The organism is Levilactobacillus zymae DSM 19395, assembly GCF_001434115.1.
Classification (GTDB): domain Bacteria; phylum Bacillota; class Bacilli; order Lactobacillales; family Lactobacillaceae; genus Levilactobacillus; species Levilactobacillus zymae.
In genome coordinates this window covers 1-19,059 of record NZ_AZDW01000005.1, presented here as the reverse complement: position 1 = coordinate 19,059, position 19,059 = coordinate 1, and the positions used below count along the sequence as shown (strand labels likewise).

17 protein-coding genes and 1 pseudogene are annotated in these 19,059 nt (G+C 55.2%); 9 read left to right on the top strand and 9 right to left on the bottom strand.

Going from position 1 to position 19,059, the window contains the following annotated elements; all coding sequences use genetic code 11:
- The first annotated feature begins 102 nt into the window (after positions 1-102).
- The 3 genes from FD38_RS00890 to FD38_RS00880 all read left to right on the top strand — a co-directional run bounded on the left by FD38_RS00890 (position 103) and on the right by FD38_RS00880 (position 2,079).
- Positions 103-921 (top strand): Cof-type HAD-IIB family hydrolase, encoded by an 819-nt coding sequence (locus FD38_RS00890; RefSeq protein ID WP_057730305.1) that lies wholly within the window; start codon positions 103-105, stop codon positions 919-921.
- 132 nt (positions 922-1,053) lie between these two features.
- A complete protein-coding gene (locus tag FD38_RS00885) occupies positions 1,054-1,413 on the top strand; it encodes a MerR family transcriptional regulator (RefSeq protein ID WP_057730303.1) in 360 nt (119 codons plus the stop codon).
- Between the two features lie 15 nt (positions 1,414-1,428).
- Positions 1,429-2,079 (top strand): NAD(P)H-binding protein, encoded by a 651-nt coding sequence (locus FD38_RS00880; protein WP_057730301.1) that lies wholly within the window; start codon positions 1,429-1,431, stop codon positions 2,077-2,079.
- A 71-nt stretch (positions 2,080-2,150) separates the two neighbouring features.
- On the opposite strand, the gene FD38_RS00875 is transcribed toward FD38_RS00880, so the two are convergent.
- The 4 genes and pseudogenes from FD38_RS00875 to FD38_RS00860 all read right to left on the bottom strand — a co-directional run bounded on the left by FD38_RS00875 (position 2,151) and on the right by FD38_RS00860 (position 5,890).
- Positions 2,151-2,801 carry an antibiotic biosynthesis monooxygenase gene (locus FD38_RS00875; protein WP_057730300.1) on the bottom strand — a complete coding sequence of 217 codons (651 nt, stop codon included), beginning with the start codon at positions 2,799-2,801 and terminating at the stop codon, positions 2,151-2,153.
- A gap of 163 nt (positions 2,802-2,964) precedes the next feature.
- Entirely contained in the window at positions 2,965-4,467 is a 1,503-nt protein-coding gene (glpK, locus tag FD38_RS00870) for a glycerol kinase GlpK (protein WP_057730298.1), read from the bottom strand.
- Between the two features lie 277 nt (positions 4,468-4,744).
- Positions 4,745-4,945, bottom strand: a pseudogene (locus FD38_RS00865) (2-hydroxymuconate tautomerase); the annotation flags it as partial.
- A gap of 54 nt (positions 4,946-4,999) precedes the next feature.
- Positions 5,000-5,890: a YitT family protein gene (locus FD38_RS00860; protein ID WP_057730295.1), complete on the bottom strand. Its 891-nt coding sequence runs from the start codon at positions 5,888-5,890 to the stop codon at positions 5,000-5,002.
- Positions 5,891-6,165: 275 nt separating this feature from the next.
- Between FD38_RS00860 and FD38_RS00855 the strand changes: the two genes are divergently transcribed.
- The 5 genes from FD38_RS00855 to purH all read left to right on the top strand — a co-directional run bounded on the left by FD38_RS00855 (position 6,166) and on the right by purH (position 12,547).
- A complete protein-coding gene (locus FD38_RS00855; protein ID WP_057730294.1) occupies positions 6,166-7,578 on the top strand; it encodes a C69 family dipeptidase in 1,413 nt (470 codons plus the stop codon).
- Positions 7,579-7,623: 45 nt separating this feature from the next.
- Complete coding sequence (yjeM, locus tag FD38_RS00850) at positions 7,624-9,132, top strand: glutamate/gamma-aminobutyrate family transporter YjeM (RefSeq protein ID WP_057730292.1); 1,509 nt, start codon at positions 7,624-7,626, stop codon at positions 9,130-9,132.
- Between the two features lie 225 nt (positions 9,133-9,357).
- Positions 9,358-10,434, top strand: a complete 1,077-nt coding sequence (locus FD38_RS00845) for a hypothetical protein (RefSeq protein ID WP_057730291.1) — start codon at positions 9,358-9,360, stop codon at positions 10,432-10,434.
- Between the two features lie 9 nt (positions 10,435-10,443).
- On the top strand, positions 10,444-10,989 hold the full coding sequence (locus FD38_RS00840) for a phosphoribosyltransferase family protein (protein ID WP_057730333.1): 546 nt from the start codon (positions 10,444-10,446) through the stop codon (positions 10,987-10,989).
- 16 nt (positions 10,990-11,005) lie between these two features.
- The gene (gene purH, locus FD38_RS00835) at positions 11,006-12,547 is read left to right on the top strand and encodes a bifunctional phosphoribosylaminoimidazolecarboxamide formyltransferase/IMP cyclohydrolase (RefSeq protein ID WP_057730289.1); all 1,542 of its coding nucleotides are present in this window, start codon (positions 11,006-11,008) and stop codon (positions 12,545-12,547) included.
- Between the two features lie 173 nt (positions 12,548-12,720).
- On the opposite strand, the gene FD38_RS00830 is transcribed toward purH, so the two are convergent.
- From FD38_RS00830 to eutJ, 3 genes are all read right to left on the bottom strand, one after another.
- Positions 12,721-14,721 carry a KUP/HAK/KT family potassium transporter gene (locus tag FD38_RS00830; RefSeq protein WP_057730287.1) on the bottom strand — a complete coding sequence of 667 codons (2,001 nt, stop codon included), beginning with the start codon at positions 14,719-14,721 and terminating at the stop codon, positions 12,721-12,723.
- A 179-nt stretch (positions 14,722-14,900) separates the two neighbouring features.
- On the bottom strand, positions 14,901-15,350 hold the full coding sequence (locus FD38_RS00825) for a EutP/PduV family microcompartment system protein (protein ID WP_057730285.1): 450 nt from the start codon (positions 15,348-15,350) through the stop codon (positions 14,901-14,903).
- Positions 15,351-15,371: 21 nt separating this feature from the next.
- Positions 15,372-16,223 (bottom strand): ethanolamine utilization protein EutJ, encoded by an 852-nt coding sequence (gene eutJ / locus FD38_RS00820; protein WP_057730283.1) that lies wholly within the window; start codon positions 16,221-16,223, stop codon positions 15,372-15,374.
- Between the two features lie 308 nt (positions 16,224-16,531).
- On the opposite strand from eutJ, the gene FD38_RS00815 reads away from it, so the two are divergent.
- A complete protein-coding gene (locus FD38_RS00815; protein ID WP_057730281.1) occupies positions 16,532-17,596 on the top strand; it encodes a helix-turn-helix domain-containing protein in 1,065 nt (354 codons plus the stop codon).
- Between the two features lie 5 nt (positions 17,597-17,601).
- Here FD38_RS00815 and FD38_RS00810 read toward each other — a convergent pair whose 3' ends face one another.
- Together FD38_RS00810 and FD38_RS00805 are read right to left on the bottom strand one after the other, a co-directional pair.
- On the bottom strand, positions 17,602-18,126 hold the full coding sequence (locus FD38_RS00810) for an NADPH-dependent FMN reductase (protein WP_057730279.1): 525 nt from the start codon (positions 18,124-18,126) through the stop codon (positions 17,602-17,604).
- Positions 18,127-18,141: 15 nt separating this feature from the next.
- Entirely contained in the window at positions 18,142-18,948 is an 807-nt protein-coding gene (locus tag FD38_RS00805; RefSeq protein WP_057730278.1) for a tyrosine-protein phosphatase, read from the bottom strand.
- Between the last annotated feature and the right edge of the window lie 111 nt (positions 18,949-19,059).

The window sequence follows — 19,059 nt, the reverse complement described above, 5'->3', positions numbered from 1 at the left end:
CGTTTCGTGCGGGACACACTAGGGAGAAATAGTCGCAATCCCGCGGGGTTTATGTTAGATTAGAAAGACTTAGTCATTCTAATCTTGTGAGGTGTGCGGAAAATGGAACGAAAGTTAATTGCCCTAGATCTGGACGGCACGACGCTGAATCAACAGGCGCAGCTCAGTCCGAAAACCAAAACTGTCTTACGCGCCGCGCGGGAAGCGGGTCACGTGGTCAGCATCGTGACCGGTCGACCCAACCGGCTTTCGGCGGACATCTACGACGACTTGCACCTGGACGGACCGATGATCAACTTCAACGGTAGCCTAGGCCACATCCCCCACCACCACTGGGCGGGAGAATATCAATACACGTTCGACCGAGAAATCGCCTTTGACCTCCTCAGTCACCAACGTGAGCTCGGTATCGAAATGCTGGCGGCCGAAGGTAAGAACCTGTTTCTCGCCATGCAGGATCAGCCCCGCGAAATCGGCTTCTTCCCGTCAGTCCTTCAGAGTAATCAAATTTTAAACCACCAATCGTTGACCCAGAACCCGACCAGCCTGACCATCGCGGTCGCTCGGAGCCACCAAGAACACCTGTTGAGCTATCTGCAACACAATTTTGGCGACCAGATCGACGCGGCACCGTGGGGCGGCCCGGATTCCGTGGTCGAACTCGGCGTCAAAGGTGTCCAAAAAGCCACCGGGGTGGAAATTCTGGCGCACCACTACCACGTGCAACGGCAAAACATCGTGGCCTTCGGGGACGAACATAACGACGCCGCCATGCTGGACTACGCCGGTTGGGGCGTCGCCATGCAAAACGCCACGCCCACTATCAAGGGCTTAGCCAACGACGTTACGCCGTTAGATAACGCCCACGATGGTATGGCCGACTACTTAGCCGACTACCTTCAACTCAAAATTGCCGAATAATCGTACAACGCGGTTCACACCCCCATTGGTGGCGTGAACCGTTTTTTTGATGAAAAATCGTTTAATCGCTTGCTATCAAGTTAACTTGATAGTTTATACTGATTGCTTGTCAGTTCAGAAGGGAGCAGTTCCATGACCACCTACACCACCAAACAAGTTGCCGACCGTTTAAACCTGAGCGTTTCTCAGCTTCAATACTATGATCAGTTGGGCATTATCCCCGACCTGAAACGAACCGCTAACGGTTACCGTCAGTTTACCGACGCCAACGTGGCTTGGTTAACGCAGGTCATGGTGTTCATCGATTCGGGCATGCCACTGAAGGCTATTCAGCGACTAACGACCCTAGTCCTGGCCGGTAAACAGCAAACGGCGCCACAGCAAAACGCCATCATCGCCCACCACCTGGCCCACCTCAAACAGCGCCAGGTCGAGACTGCCGCTCAGATCACCTTTATCGAAAACTTTCTGGCTGAACATCCCACCAACTAAGGAGTCTTGTCTATCATGGAAACCGTACTCGTTTTGGGGGCCACGTCGCCCACCGCTCAAGCCTTTATCAACTTAATGACCCATGATTATCCCACCGTTCAATTAAAACTATTTGTGCGGAACCCCGCTAAATTACCCGCCGATCAACGCAATCGTTTCCCAGTAATCGTTGGTGACGCCGCGAACTATGCTGACTATCTGCGGGCCTTGCCGGACGTTACCTACGTCTACAATTCGGTCGGCGGCGTGCACACCGGGGCCTGGACCCAACTGCTCTTGCGAGCCATTCGGGAAACCCACGCCCCAATCAAACACGTGGTCGACATTTCCGCGGGCGGCATTTACGGTGAATTTCGCTCCGGTTTGCGCCCCTACCTTTCGGCCGTGCGAACCATGTATCCCCAATACACCCGGGATCAACGCCACAAGTTAGACTGGTATCGCGACTCAGGTTTAGCCTTCACCATTTTTCGTCCTGGTTTGATTCAAAACGGTCCGGAAACGCAACTTATCACCCATACCCCGGACTATCACGACATTCGAGCCAACGAATTCGATATCAACCGCACCACCTTTGCCCGGGCCGCAGCCAACGCCCTGTTGCACAACGCTTACCCCAACCAAAGCCTGTCCGTGCATAACGGTGCGCCGTTGACCGAAAGCTAAAGATAATTTAAGTTATGTAAATTAAAATTCCCAACACCGGTTAGGACCTAACCGCTGCTGGGAATTTTTAATTACTCAAAGCTGAAGGACCCCTGCGTGACTAACCCGTCCGGCGCGAGATGCCGACTAAACTGCTGGGTCACCACGTCGGCCAAGGTGTGCGCTAAATCGTGGTCCCCCGAGACGATGGCGTGGGCGTTGCGGTAAACCTCCAAGATCACCCACTGGGCCTCGTCCGTCGCCACCGTGGCCGCATACACCGCTAACGTGTCCGGTTCACTAAAAGCCAACCGTTCGGCGCGTTCACGCACTCGTTGCCGAATCGTAGCAGTCTGGCCCGGCTTAGCCGTTAGGAACAATCCCCGCACGACCAGGCCGTTGGGGCCACTGACGCGTAAGGCCGTCGCCTGACTCCGTAAGACCTGCGGCGTTAATTCCAGAACCATTTTATCGTGCACCACCCGTTGTGCCACCTGCTGGTATTGCCGAAACTGGGGCGACTGCGCGTGAACCTGGTAGTGTTCGTCATCGCGGTAAAGTTCAAAGATGTAGTTGGTCGCCCCAAAAACGTCCTGATGGGTGGCCCCCATGGCCAGAGTTCCGGGTTCTTGAGCAATCGAGGTTAACAAGTTATGGGCCCCCGCCTGCACAAATTCAGTCCGGTCTTGCGGGTCAATACTTAAACGGTAAAGTCGTAACAGCGGTGCCTGTTGCAATTTCATGGTAACGCCCACTTTCTTAAAAGGATTTACTTTCATTATACGCGTTTGACCGTTTAAATAGTGTAAGCGTTTTACATTTTCTGACGGTCGGTTAAATTTAACCGACCGCACCTCAAAAAGCGGCCACCCAGCACGGAACTGGATGGCCGCTTTAACGTTTAGTTTAATCTTGATGGAACGCTTGCGTAGCGTTGATGGCCGCTTGCCAGCCCGCGTAGCATTTCTCGCGCCGGTCGTCGGCCATTTGCGGCGTGAACTCGTCGCGTAGCTTATGCATCTGGCGAATGCTGTCAAGGTCGGGCCAGAAGTCCACGGCCAGGCCGGCCAAATAAGCCGCCCCCAGGGCCGTGGTTTCGTTGATGGCCGCCCGCTTGATTGGCGTCTTCAAGATGTCAGCCTGGAACTGCATCAAGAAGTTGTTGTTGGCCGCCCCACCGTCGACGCTCAGGGACTTTAAGGTCATCCCCGTTTCCTGGGTCATGGTGTCGACCACGTCACGCGTCTGGTAGGCAATGGCTTCGACCGTGGCCCGCACGAACTGTTCACGCGTGGTCCCCCGGGTCAGGCCAAAGACCGCCCCGCGGGTCTCCTGGTTCCAGTACGGCGCCCCTAACCCGGTAAAGGCCGGGACCACGTACACCCCGCCGGTGGTTTCGGCGTCGACCGCCATCTTTTCGGATTCGCTGGCATGCTCGAAGAAACGCATCCCGTCACGCAGCCACTGCACCGCCGATCCGGCCACGAAGATCGACCCTTCCAGCGCGTAGTTGATCTCGCCGTTGAGCCCGTAAGCAATCGTGGTCAGTAACCCGTTATGCGAGAGTGTGGGCTTGGTCCCGGTGTTCATCATGATGAACGCCCCGGTCCCATAAGTGTTCTTGACCATCCCACGGTCAAAGGCCGTTTGCCCGAACAAGGCCGCCTGCTGGTCCCCCGCGATGCCGGCAATCGGCACCTGAACCCCGGAGAAGGTGTAGCCGGCCGTATAGCCGTAGATCTCCGATGACGACCGAACCTCCGGCAACATGGCAGCCGGAATGTCCAACCAGTCCAAAATGTCCTGGTCCCAGCTCAGGGTGTTGATATTGAAGAGCATGGTCCGGCTGGCGTTGGTGTAATCCGTAGCGTGGACTCGGCCGCCGGTCAACTTCCAGAGGATCCAGGTGTCGATGGTCCCGAACAGTAATTCGCCGTTCTTGGCCCGTTCGTGGGCACCGTCGACGTGATCTAAGATCCATTTGATCTTGGTCGCCGAGAAATACGAATCGATCACCAACCCGGTCTTATCGTGAATGGCGTTGGTGTAGCCGTCCGCCTTCAACTGGTCGGCAATCGCGCTGGTCTGCTTGGACTGCCAGACCACCGCGTGATAGATGGGTTCGCCGGTCTTCTTGTCCCAGACAATCGTGGTTTCCCGTTGGTTCGTGATCCCGATGCCGCGCACCTTATACGGTTGGATCTCGGAATCGATCAGGGCATCGGAAATGACGGACTGTACCGCGTTCCAAATTTCGTTCGCGTCATGTTCGACCCAGCCGGGTTGGGGAAAGTACTGATGAAACTCCCGTTGGGCCTGGCCCGCAATCTGACCGTTTCGATCAAATAAAATCGCGCGGGTACTGGTCGTCCCTTCGTCAATTGCCATCATGTATTGTTGATCATCCATCGTCAGAATCTCCATTCATACGTTCATTAACTACGGGCACAAGGCACCGTGCTGTCACAATTATGTCTAGTATACCGAAAAGAAGCGGTCACGCCAACAAAAACCCTCAATAAAACCGCTACCATGGTGATAATACCGGCGTTGGTGCCGGTTCATAAATTTTTCTTGCGGCCGGTTTTTTCGCCAATCTCCTACGCAACGTTCCCACCAAAAAAGGACGGTCAGGGCTCCCGATGTTGCCATCATGGGCCCTGACCGCCCCGTTACCGGATTCGGCTTACTTTTCGTCGCTCTTTAACACGCCAGCAACACTGTAACGGTTCGGTTGCATTTCGCGTAAAATCACATGTACGTGTTCGGCGGGGGCACCGGTGTTCTTGGTGACGGCAGCCGTCACGTCGGCGACCAAGGCCTTCAATTGGGCTTGTGAACGACCCGCGATCAAATCAATGTTTACGATTGGCATAGCTTTCGTTCCCTTCTTAACTAAGAATACTCCCTATTATACCGATTAAGTTGGCCTAGAGCAATTCTAATGGGGGTGCTGCTCGCTTTGGCGGACCCGCAGTTGCTCGGTCTCGTTGTAGAATTTCCCCTCGATGTCCACGGTGCTGACCAGGTTGACGAACGCGTCCGGGTCGGTCTCCTTGACCGCGTGTTCTAAGTCGTAGAGTTCGTAACGCGAGATCACCACCATCAACACGGCACTGGCCTGGTGACGGTAGGCCCCAAACGACGGCATGATCGTGATGCCGCGAATCAGGGTCTGATGCAGTTCGTGGATCACCTGGTCCTGCTGGGTGGTCACGATAAAGGCCGTCAGTTTCTGGTGGCGGGTGTGGATGCTATCGACCACCCGCGACATCGCGTAGATGGAAATGATGGTGTACAGCGCACTCTCCCAGCCGAACAAGGCCCCGGCCAGCAGGATGATGCTCAGGTTGATCAGCATCATCAGGGTGCCGATGGTCCGGCCCGTAGTCTTCTCGAGGACCACGGCGACGATATCCATCCCCCCGGTCGAAAAGCCGTATTTCAACGAGTAGGCGACCCCCACCCCGGTCAAAATGCCCCCAAACAGGGCCGCCAGTAACGCGTTATGGGCAATTGAGGTCACCGGAATCAAGATGGACAGGACGGCCGTGGTCCCCGCCACGATGATTGAATAGACCGTAAAGCTCCGCCCCACCTTAAACCAGCCTAATAAGCCAATGGGGATGTTGAACAGGATGATAAACCACCCGGTCCCGATCTGCAGGCCCAGGGTCTCACTGACCAAAGCGGCAATCTGAGCGATCCCGTTGATTCCCGCACTAAAGATCTTTCCCGGCGTCAAGAAGTCGTTCAAGGCCACCGCGTTGATCACCGATGCGCCTAGGGCCACTAACAACTGACGCCCGCGCTGCTTTAATTCTAATGCCATTCTCATTTTCCACCCTTCCCGGCAGTGTTTATTGTCACTATTTAACCACATCCCGGAAGCCCTGACTAGCACAAAAAGCACCGTTAAGCGGGCAATTAGCGCGACCCCCTGAGCAATCGCCGGTCCAACGGCGTATGCGGGTTATGCATAAATATTTACTTTCATGAGAATAATAAACAAATTAATGAGAGTTTACCCCTAATTAACCCGCCTTATGGAAAAAATGTTAGAATAAGAGACGTAAATTTATGCATAAAATTGAAAGGAGCGTCGCTATGAATTATTCCGCTTGTACCAGTATCTTGATTGGGGCCAAGGCCTCCATCGACGGCTCGGTGATGATCGGTCGAAACGAAGATGCCAAGGCCGCCTGGCCCAAACATTTCGTGGTCCATCCCGCTAAGGAGACGACCGCCGCGCAGTTCGTCAGTCCGGACAACGGCTTCACCCTGCCGTTACCGACTCACGCGGCCAAGTACACCGCCACTCCCGAGTGGACGGACCAGTACGGGGTCTTTGAAGAAGCCGGCATCAACGAGTACGGGGTCGCGATGAGTGCCACCGAAAGCACGTATTCCAACGACCGGGTATTGGGTTGTGATCCTCTAGTCAAAAACGGGATCGCCGAAGAAGCCATGGTCACCGTGGTCTTACCGTACGTGCGCACCGCCCGTGCCGGGGTGCAACGCCTGGGCCAACTGGTCGAACACTACGGGACCGCCGAATCTAACGGTATTTTGTTTGCCGACCAAACGGAAGCCTGGTACTTAGAGACCGGCGCCGGTCACTACTGGGTCGCCCAGCGGATTCCGGATCACGCCTACGCCGTTGTGGCCAACCAGATGGCCATCCAGACCGTTGATTTTCACGACCCGGCTAACTTCCTGTTCGCTGCGGACCTGCAACGGTTCGTAACGGCCAACCACTTGAACCCGCACCGCGATCAGTTCAACTGGCGCGAAATCTTCGGCACCCGTGAACAGTCGGATCTGTACTACAACACGCCGCGGGTCTGGTACGGCCAACAACGCTTCACCCCGCAGGTCAGCGCGCAACCGCAATCATTTGATTTACCCTTTATCCAATACGCTGACCGGCAACTCGCCGTGACCGACGCCCAGGACTACCTGAGTAGTCACTTCGAGGGTACGCCCTACGATCCCGTGGGGGCCGGGAGTCCGGCCGACCGGAAACGGTTCCGGCCCGTCAGCCTGGCCAAGACCCAGGAATCCCACGTCTTACAACTCCGTCCCGACCTGGAACCGGCCCTCGCCGGCATTCAGTGGTTGGCCATGGGCGTGGGCGCCCAAAGCGTCTACGTGCCGTTTTACGCCGGCATCGACCAGACCCCGGCGGCCTACCAACTCGGGACGGCCACCTACGACAGCCAATCGGCCTACTGGGTCTACAAGCTCATTAGCGTCTTAAACGACGCGCACTACCACGAAACCATCACCCAACTCAACGCCACCCAGAAGCAACTGCGCAGCGACCTGGCCCACCTGGTGCACCAGACCGACGCGGTCGCTAAACGCCTGAGTGGCCCCGAGCTGACGCACTATTTGACCACCCAGTCCAACCGGGCCGCTGCATTGGGAATCCAGCGGTACCGCGACTTGGCGGCGCAATTTATCACCCAGGCGACTGACCTGGGTCCGCTCAACTATCATCAAGATTTGAATTTATAAACTTGCTGGGACGTTCGCCCCACCAAATGGGAGATTATTAGACAAATGGAAAAGCAAAAGAAGATTAAACTTTCGACTTTAATCTTAATGATTTTTACGGCCATTTACGGCTTCGCCAATACCACGGTCGCTTACGACCAAATGGGGTACGCCAGTATCATCTGGTACATCCTCGCCGCCCTACTGTTCTTCTTACCCAGCGCGTTGATGCTGGCCGAATACGGGTCCGCCTTTAAGGAAGCCAAGGGGGGCATTTACTCCTGGTTAGCCGGCTCGATCGGCGAAAAATGGGCCTTCATCGGGACCTTCATCTGGTTATCCTCGTGGGTCATCTGGATGCTATCCACCTCGTCTAAGGTCTGGATTCCGCTGTCCACGTTGATCTCCGGGAGTGACCAAACGCAGACCTGGTCGCTGTTCGGCTTAAGCTCCACGCAAACCATCGGGTTACTGGGAATCGCCTGGATCCTGGTCGTGACCTTCTTCGCCACGCGCGGGGTCAGCTCCATCGCCAAGATTTCGTCGTTGGGGGGCATCTTCGTGATGTTTCTGACCGCCCTGTTCTTCGTGGCCAGCATCGTGATCGTCATCGCTAACGGCGGCCACTTAGCCGAACCCATCAACGGGATGCACAGCTTCGTGGCTTCGCCCAACCCGCAATTTTCCTCACCCATGGCGCTGATTTCGTTCGTGACGTACGCGGTCTTCGCCTACGCCGGGATGGAATCCATGGGGGGCATCACCGACTCCATGGACCGGCCGGAAAAGACCTTCCCCAAGGGCTTGATCATCTCGACGATCGCCATCACGGTGATGTACTCCCTGTCGATCTTCCTGTGGGGGATCAGCACCAACTGGCACGAGATTTTAGGAAAAAACGCCGTCAACTTAGGAAACATTACCTACGTGTTGATGAACAACTTAGGGTTGGTCTTAGGTAACACCCTGCACCTATCCGCTAGCACCTCGGTCATGCTGGGCCACCTCTTTGCCCGCTTGACCGGGTTAAGCATGTTTATGGGCTACCTAGGGTCCTTCTTCGTGCTGATCTACTCACCACTGAAGTCCTTTATCCTGGGGTCTTCCCCCAAGCTGTGGCCCAAGAAGATGACCAAGTTAAACAAGGTCGGTATGCCGGCCTTCTCGATGTGGCTCCAGGCCATCATCGTGGCGGTCTTCGTCTTCCTGGTGGCCTTCGGGGGCTCAGCGGCCAAGCAGTTCTACCTGATCTTGACCGACATGGGGAACGTCTCGACGTCCTTCCCGTACCTCTTCTTGATTGGGGCCTTCCCGTTCTTCAAACGCCGCACCGACTTGGACCGGCCGTTTGAAATCTACACCAGCCGGTTATGGACCAACGTGATTGTCACGTTAGTCCTGATCGTCCTGGTCGGCGGGATCGGCTTTACCTGCCTGCAACCGATCTTGGAACACGATTACATCACCGCCTTTTGGACCATCATCGGCCCCATCTTCTTCGGGGCCGTGGCCTGGATCTTCTACCGCAACGCCCAAAAACGTTCGGCGGATGACCAAGTCACTAGTGAAGATTAACGCGTTAACTAAACTAACGAAGCCGTTTCTCGGGAACTTCCCGGGAAACGGCTTTTTTGTGTCTGTCCATCGCTTTTTCGTTCGTGTTTTACGTGAATATAAGCCTAAATATAACAATATTTATATCGAATTTAATTAATTTACGATTTTATATAGACTAATCCAGCTTACGTTAGCTATAATCAGCATGAAAGACGAATATTATTTAACTGAGGAGGAAGTAATGTGCACTGGTTAACCGACTTACTCGCGGCCATTGGGGTCGTTTTGAACGGCATTCCCCAAGGAATCATGGCCATGTCGTTAGGTTTCGCTATTTTTCCCACCCTATTTTCCTTTATTTTCGCTTCAGCGGTCAACGGGGCGTTTGGCGCCGTGGCCCCCTTATCCTTTCAGGCCGAATCGCTGGCCTTGACGGGTAAACTCGGGCGCGACTTACGCGAACGGACGTCCATCATCTTCGGCGGCTCCGTCATCATGTTGGTGATCGGGGTCACCGGGACGTTGACCAAGATCGTCGACGTTCTGGGCAACAACATCATGGCCGGGATGATGGCCGGCGTGGGAATCATGCTGGCCAAGATTGCCCTGGGCATGGCCAAAGACCAACGGCTGACCGGCTGGCTGTCCATCGCCATCGCCATCGTGGTCTACCTGATCACCAAGGACCTGGTCTGGACCATCGTGGTCTCGGTGATTGGCTCCAGCCTCGCCGCCGTGACACTACAGCACTACCGCGTCGACTTGCCGGCTCACGTGACCGCCCGGCGCTTCGTCTTCACCAAGCCCCAATTCAACGTCCGGGTGCTCCGTGGGGCGTTGAGCCTGGCCTGCCTGAACATCGGGGCCAACATCTCCTACGGTCTGATCACCGGGCAGATGACCGGCCAGAAACCCAATCCAGTCAACTTGAACCTGTTGACCGGCACGCAGGCCTTGGCCGACATGGGAACCAGTCTATTGGGTGGGGCCCCCGTCGAAGTCATCATCTCCGCTACCGGGAGCGCCCCCGAACCCGTGGTCGCCGGCATCATGATGATGCTGATCATGGCCGCCATTCTGGCCTTAGGTTGGTTGGGCAAGCTGGGTAAATACGTGCCTAGCGCCTCGATCGCCGGTTTCCTGCTGATCTTGGGCGTCGCCGTCATTTTCCCGGCCAACGCCGCGACCGCCCTACACGGTGCTAACAGTACCGTGGCCGCCATCACCCTGGTGGTGACCGCCATCGCCGACCCGTTTGCCGGGTTGCTCTCCGGTGCCGTCTTGAAATTTGTCTTACCATTACTTGGATTGGGGGTTTAATCCGTGACCATGACTTCAACTTATACCTTGACCCTAGGCCCGTTGACCCGCCAGCTGCCAATCATTCCCATTAGTGCCGACCTGGCCATCGCCTCGTTCGTGTTATTGGGCGACGCCGAGCTGACCGACTACGCCGCCAGTGCGCTGGCCCACAAGATGCCCGCGCACTTCGATTACCTGATCACCATGGAAAGTAAGGGCATCCCGTTGGCCCAGGAACTCAGCCGCTTGACCAACCGCGCCCAGTTCGTGGTGTTACGCAAGTCGCAAAAAGACTACATGCGTGACCCCCTGTCGGTACCGGTCAACGCCATCACCACCAGCGCGCCGCAGCACCTCTTTTTAGACGGTCTGGACGCGCAAAGCATCGCCCACAAACGGGTGGTCATCGTCGACGACGTCATCAGTAGCGGCGGATCGCTCAGGGCCGCTAACGAATTAGTCCAACAGGCCGGGGCCACCGTGGTCGGGCAGGTCGCCATCTTAGCCGAAGGCGACGCCGCTAAACGGACCGATATCGAATTTTTAGCCGAGCTACCCCTATTTCCGTTATAACAAGGAGGATTTTTTTATGAAACGTGCGTTACTCAGTGTTTCCGATAAAACCGGGCTGGTTGCCTTTGCCCAAACGTTGATCGCTCACGATTACGAACTGGTCTCCACCGGCGGGACGCAAGCCGCCCTAGCCGCCGCCAACGTGCCGGTCACGCCCATCGAAGCCGTGACCCACTTTCCCGAGATGCTCGACGGTCGCGTGAAGACCCTGAACCCCCTGGTCTTTGGGGGGATCTTGGCGAAGCGAGACAATCCCGTGCACCAACAAACGCTGGTCGACCACGCCATTACGCCCATCGACCTGGTCTGCGTCAACCTGTACCCGTTCGCCCAAACCATCAGTCAGCCCGACGTCACGTTAGCCGCGGCCGTGGAACAGATCGACATCGGCGGCCCCTCCTTGATTCGCGCGGCCGCCAAGAACTACGGCGACGTACTGGTGGTCTGTGACCCCGCCGATTACGCCACCGTGGGGCAAGCCATCAGTGACGACACGACCCCGATGACCTTACGGCGCCACCTGGCCGCCAAGGTCTTTCAGCACACGGCCCACTACGACGCTTTGATTGCCGACTACTTGGCCCCCGACGACGATGCCGCCGCTGCACCGGACCCGTTGACCGTGACCTACCAACGCCAACAGGCCCTGCGTTACGGCGAAAACCCGCAACAAGCCGCGACCCTTTACCGGGAAAACCAACCGGCGCCCTTCTCCATTCCGGCGGCCAAGCAACTCCACGGCAAGCCGCTGTCCTTTAACAACATCAAGGACGCCGACGCTGCCTTGGGCCTGATCAGAGAATTCAGCGCCCCGACCGTCATTGCCCTCAAACACATGAATCCCTGTGGTGTCGGGTCAGCCGCTACCCTGGAAACGGCCTGGGACGAGTGCTACGCGGCCGATTCGATGTCGATCTTCGGCGGGATCATCGTCCTAAATCGCCCGGTCGACCTGGCCACGGCCACCAAGATGCACCAGCTGTTCTTGGAAATCATCATCGCTCCCAGTTTCGACGACGACGCCTACGCCGTGCTGGCCAAGAAAAAGAACTTGCGTTTACTCACGGTCGACTTTACCACCGCGGCCGACCCCGAACCGGCCGAACTCGTCAGCATTCGCGGCGGGCTGCTGCGCCAAGAACGCGACCACGTGCTGGACGACCCGGCCGACTTCCAGGTGGTCAGCCAGGCCCAACCCACGGCCGAACAACTGCAAGCCGTGCTCTTCGGTCTCAAGACCATCAAGTTCGTCAAGAGTAACGCCATCGTCATCAACACGCCGAGTCAAACGCTGGGCATCGGCCCCGGTCAGATGAACCGGATTGACGCGGTCAAGATCGCCGTCGGTAAGGCCGAAAGCAAACCGGCCTACGACCAAGCCGTACTGGTCTCCGACGCCTTCTTCCCGATGGACGATTGCGTCGAATACGCCGCCCAACACGGCATCACCACCATCGCCGAACCCGGGGGCAGCATCCGCGACAAGGACTCCATCGCCATGGCCGACAAGTACGGCATCGCCTTGGTCTTCACGGGCCACCGGCACTTCCGCCACTAAGCAATTATCAATTAAGCTTAAAACTCCAAAGCCGCCATCACCCAACCGTGATGGCGGTTTTTGGCTTTTCCCCTGAACCACGCGTCGTTATATAAATTAAAAGTTAAAGTAATTTTTGTGTTTCCGCTTTCAAAAGAAAAACGATGAGGACTCGCCCCATCGCCGTTCTCACGTTAATGCTTGACCCGCGTTAATTTCAATTGGGGATCCGGTCGCTGACCGATAAACAGCGGCACGCGTTCTTCGATGACGTCACTAAATTCCAAACCGTACCAGCGCGAACTCGAGACCGAGAGCCGTTGCAGCAACAACCGCCCGCCAATCAACAACCGGTCCAGCGTCGACAGGTCGTGGGCGCTGAGGTCTTGGAACTGCTGGTTTAAGATGACGAACTTGAAGTTCCCCACCCGCCGGTGCAGTTCGCTGGAATACTCCGGCGTTTGCCCGTCGATCAGGCCCTTATCCAGTAATTCGTTGACGATCTGCCGCAGATACACGTTCAAGCGTTGGGGCTTCTTGAACCCCAGGTAGAGTTGGATGTCGACCACGTTGCGCGTGCCGTGCAGGTTGACCGTGTAGTGGCAATCCGCCGGTTGGTCGGTCTCGTTGACCGTGATGAACCAGTAGACCTTCGCGCGTTTGGGCTGCTGATCTAGGATCGAGTAGATCACCGAACGCTTGATGGTCTGGTCGGGCCGGACCCGGTTGACGTATACCAGGTTCGTCGCAAACGTCGGAACCCCGTCGTCGTGACTCAAGGCCTGGAGCTGCGGTAGAAACGTCGGCAGGTAAACTTCCTCGGTCTCTTGCAAATTGGCGTCCAGTCGCCGGTTGCCCTGATACCAGACCACCATGATCAACAGGATCAGGCAAGTTAGCAGGAGCGTGACGTACCCGCCGCGCCAGAATTTGACCAGGCTGGCCACCAAGAAGAGACTTTCTAGTGCGCCAAAACTCAGGACAAACACCGTGGCCACGACCGGGTGATGCGGCTGTAAGAAGGCGTGTAACAGGAGCGTGGTCATCAACATGGTGATCACGATGGCTAACCCGTAGGCGGCCTCCATGTGCGCCGAGGTCTTAAAGAACCACACGATGCTGAGCGTGACCAGGCACAGTAACCAGTTGACCGTCGCCACGTAGATTTGACTGGCGGAGTTGCCCGGAAACTTTAGCCGTAATTTGGGCAACAGTTTCAGACCGATGGCTTCGTGCACCAGGGTGTAAGAGCCCGTGATCAGGGCTTGCGAGGCGATGATGGCCGCTAACGTGGCTAAGAGGATCGCCACGACCTGCCCGCCGGCCGGCACCATGGCGTAAAACGGATTCAACCGGTGCAGTTGCGCCGTGGTCAACGTCGCGTGGGTCAGTAACCACGCGCCCTGACCCAGGTAACTCAGCATTAACATGCCGTAAACGAACGGCCAGGTCGCGTAGATGTTGGCGCGACCCACCTGACCCATGTCCGAGTACAGGGCCTCCGCACCGGTAGTGGCCAGAAAGATATTGCCCAAGATAAAGATGCCCTGATGATTCAACGGACTGGTCAGAAACCGCAGCGCGTAGACCGGCGACAACGCCTTAAGCATTTCCGGGGCCGCCAGCAGGTTCCACAGGCCGACCCCGCCGATAAACCCGAACCATAGCAACATGATGGGCCCAAACGACCGACCGATCGACACCGTGCCGAACCGTTGAATCAAAAAGAGGCCCAGCAAGATCCCGGTCACGATGCCCAGGACCATCCCCTGGCTTTGACTAACGGTCACGGGGCCGAGTTTCAATCCCTTGAGGCCTTCGACGGCCGAGGTGACCGTCACCGCCGGGGTCAACGTCCCGTCGGCTAGAAGCGCCGCGCCCCCCAATAGGGCCGGCCAGATCAGCCACTTGGCGCGGTTGCGGACCAACGCGAAGAGCGCAAAGATGCCGCCTTCGTGGTGGTTGTCGGCGTGCATAGCCAACAGCACGTATTTAATCGTGGTAATCAACATCAACGTCCAAAATATGAGGGAGACACTGCCCAGTAATACCGTGGGTTGCAGGTCTCCGGGCTGACGCGCAGAGGCTAAGATTGCGTTCATCACGTATAACGGCGAAGTGCCAATGTCCCCGTAAACGATTCCCAAGGTAATCAGCATCCCCGCGCCGGATAAAGCCTGCGTCGTTTTCCGCATAGCGGCCACCTTCTTCGCGTTCCATATTAAACAATTTACCCACTAATGGCCCGCGAGAATGGGTGGTTAACTAGTTGACTGAACCAGGAGCGGCCCGCATGATTGAGCTAATTAACCGTAACCCAAATAAGCTTGGCCGCCAGCCAAACTTTTTTAGCATTCTTTTCAATTGTTAGGTTTCAGTGCGCGACCGGCGCCGTCACTTCAGCCAGGACACGCCGAAACTCGGCCACCCCGTCCCCCGTGACCGCCGAGAGCAGTAATACCCGGCTGACCCCCGCATTCAACAACTGCTGGTGGGCATAATCGAGCTGCTGCTGACTAGCCACGTCCACCTTCGAGATCACCCCAATGGTACGGACCGGAAACATCGTCGTAAATGCAGGTGGAAACACCATCCGCTGGTCGGTGGCACTTTGAATCGCTACAATCACCTGGGCCTCCGTTGACATGGTCATCAGTGACGGATACAAGTAGCGATGCTCCACGAATTCTCCCGGTGTATCGATGATGTCTCCCCGAAACTCGACCGCCTGGGTCTTGTCATACCGAATCTCTTCGTGGGCTAACCGCTGAATCAGGGTCGTCTTGCCGCACCCCACAGCTCCCACGAACATCGCTTTTCTCATAGTTTCCCTCCTCACCGCCAACTAGGCGTCATAATCATACATGGCGATTCCAATTGGGGTTACGAATTGCGGATAATCCGGCTTATGGGCGGGCGTTCCCAGCGTCTGACTAAACGTGTCGATAAACTCCTTAAAATTAATGGCGCCCCCCACAACAATCACGGGTTGTTGCGGTTTACCCTGAGTCGTCTGACGGGTAATGGTCGCCATCTTTTCAACCACGGGCCGAATGACGGCAAACACATCGGCTTCTTGGGCTTCGTCTCGCTTGGCCTTTTCAGCCGTCGCCATCTCCCAGTGATGATGCCCCGCTAAAACTAGGGTCATGTGCAATCCCCCGGTGGGTTCATCGCTGACTTGTGTGAGCTTCCGTCCCTTGAACACACTGATTCCCGTGGTTCCCCCACCGATATCGACCACCGTACCATTTTTAACGTGTAAGAAACGCGCCGCAGCCGTTGGTTCGTCCACTATCCGCCGACAAACAAAACCAGCCGCCTCAATCACGTTAGTCACAATTTTAGCACTGCCGGCACCCGTTCCCGGTGGAATCGCCCCGCAAGCCGTCGTCAACGTTACCCCCAAGACGGTCTCCGCTTGTTGCTTTAGCCGTTCCAAAATATGTACCGAATCGATAAAGTTAACCACCAGGCCATCCCGGACGGCCTGATCGTACTCAAAGTTTCCATAAATAATCTGATCTTGCTGGTCCAAAACGACCATCACAATCGAAGAAGTTCCGAGATCGATTCCAACCCGCAAAGTTTCGTTGGGTTTTACCGGGCGGACCGGCTGATCCCCGTTCACCACCTGAGCAAACTGTTGTAGCTGTTGATTAGCTTGTGCCAATAATTTTTGCTTCTGCTTAAGCATCTCGATCACCTTCACCTTAGACTTTGGGGCCGTTTAGGGCCTAGTTTGTCGCGGGTTCCATCGAACCCCTTCGCGTTGGCGGCATCGCCTTAGCGTTCTTGACCCTCACCGCAAGCCCGCCCACGATTTTTAAATCTGGTATTTAGTCCCATAAACTACCGTTACTAGGATAAATATATTTCAAAAAGATAACATTTTGCCATAAAATGTAAGCGCTATCTTGATTTTCATGATTAACTCACTTAGAATTAGCACTATGATGTTTAAACGTCATGACGTGTCAAAAAATGTCGGGAAGGAAGATTGCCATGCCTACTAGTACTCCTACCACCATTGATTACACCGATTTATCTGACTCCATCGAGCTGTTTTCGAAGATCAGCCAAATCAACACTTCATTTTACGCCCTTAACGATACACTCCTTAAAGAGGGCACCGTTTATCACGGGGCAAACGATATTCAACATAATCTCTCACTTAAGGACGCAACCGCCATTTCCCTGTTCCCCGTTATTGCGAATCAGAGCATTTACGGTTTTGTGATTTGTGATGCCACCAGCGTTTCACAAGAACGCGTCAATTTGTCTCAAACTTACATAGAGAGCATCGCCAACAATACGCTGGGACGGATGCTCAACACCCATATTCAGATTCTAAATCCCTTAAGCGCGCAAAGTGTTGCGCAGATGCGGCGCTTTGCGCTTTTGTTCAAGCCAACGCTTTCCCAGATTGACCACCAGGTCGCACGTAAACATAACCAAACGACCCACGCGGGCAATACCTCTAGTATCGGTAACGTGTTGGGGTACGTGCAAAGTAATATCAAAAACTCGTTATCGCTAGAGTCCGTATCCCAAAACGTGTTTCTATCGCCCTCTTACCTGAGTCGTATTTTCAAAAAATACTTACACGTTAACTTCATCGATTACGTCAACTGTCAGAAAATGGCCATCGCTTGCGAACATCTCATGATGACTAACGAGAAGGTCAGCGTCATTGCGCGTCAAGTTGGCTGCTCGCAAAATAGCTATTTTTCTAAGGTCTTTAAGAATATCACCCAGATGACGCCCCTCGAATACCGGCGCAATCACTACGTTGTGCAGAAGATTTACACGATTCCGCACGACCTGACCTGGGGCGACCACGATACCGTTTTTGACGTTTCGCGGCGGTATTTCAAGAAACTGGGCATCAATTTATCGATTCAAACGGTCGATGGTTATCCCTACGTCAATCAAATCGGCGACCTAACGGATTCCGGTGACCGTGGTTGGGTCTACACGGTCGATTGCCGCCAGCCCACGCACTCGGCTAGTGCCGTTGTCAGCAGTCATAGCTCCGTTATTCAATGGATCTACACCACGCGTTTCTAAAATTTTTACTTAATAGCGGCCAGCAAATGGGCCACAGCTTGTTCCAGCTGCTGGGTGACTCGTGGGTTGACTAGTCGGTTCTGAGAATCGAAGTCCGCCTGAACGTGACCAATGGTAAGCCAATCATTCACCACGTCCATCCCCATGTAGCGTAACAATTGCTGCAAATGGGCGTTCGCGTTCGCCCCGCCCCGGTCACCAGCAGAAGCGGTCACGACCAACACCGGCTGATGGACTGGGGCGCTACTGGCCACCGATAACACATCGATGGCGTTCTTCAACCCGCCCGGAACCGAGAAATTATATTCCGGCGTCACGATCAATAACGCGTCCATTTGCGCAACAACACTTCTAAACACCTGCCACTCCAAGATCGGTTCGGTTTCCAAATCTGGATTGTACAGGGGCAAGAGGTCGTAGTTGAGTTGAACAAACTTGGCGACGCAAGGCGTCTGCATGACGTGGTCAGCCAGCCGTTGACTGTAGGCGTGCTGACTGAGGCTACCTACCAGGACCCCAATAGTCGTCATCTTTATCACTCCCTTTTACAACACTAAATCCTCGACGCTACTTCCCTTTGTGGTCAAGTAGCGTTTTTTCAGTTGCTCAGTTTCAGCTGTGGTCACGCCAATTTGATTGGCCAGGTAGGCCGGAAACCCACCATAGCGCGTCTGAATTAGCGTTTCGACTTGGTCCAAGTAGGCTGGCCGCACAACTGATAGGTCAAAAACCGATTGCAGGTCTGCCACCCGTGAACTCACCAATTTGGTTTTATTCAAACGTTGGTTGATGCGGACCGCGGAAGCCTGGTTACTAGCCAAATAATCCGCGCGGATCACGTCGGCGGGGACCCCCAATACCTTCAATAATAGAATCGTTAAAACGCCCGTCCGGTCCTTACCCCCAGAACAGTGAAACAATAGCCCTCCGGTAGACTTTTGGCCTAACACCGAGAAGAATTGGCGATAGGCTTGCTGGGCTTCGGCGGTCACCACCAATTGCTGATAAAGGGCCAGCATTTGCCGTTTACCCGCTTGTTTATCGGTAAACCGACCAATCAGCTGTTGGACGTTCTGTGTGCGGTCTTGCCTAAGAATCGGTAACCGTAAATAGCGCATCCGCGAGTCTAACCGGTCCGGATACTGCTGTCGCTCCGCCGGGGATCGCAGATCAATGATCGTTCGTACCCCATAAGTGTACAACCGAGCTTGATCCGTAAGACTGAGGTCTGACAAATACCCCGCGCGGATCAGTTTGTGGGGTAAAATGGTCCTTCCCGTTGACGTCCGATAGCCACCCAAGTCGCGGCAATTAAACCCCTTTTGCAGGATAATCTCTTGGCCACCGTTCATTACTTTTCCTCCTCAGCCACCGAATAAAATAAAAGAGCCACGATTAATCCTGGGGCTCTTTTTCTACGTCTTGTCAATGGAAATGTTGTTAAATCAACGATTCATGATAAG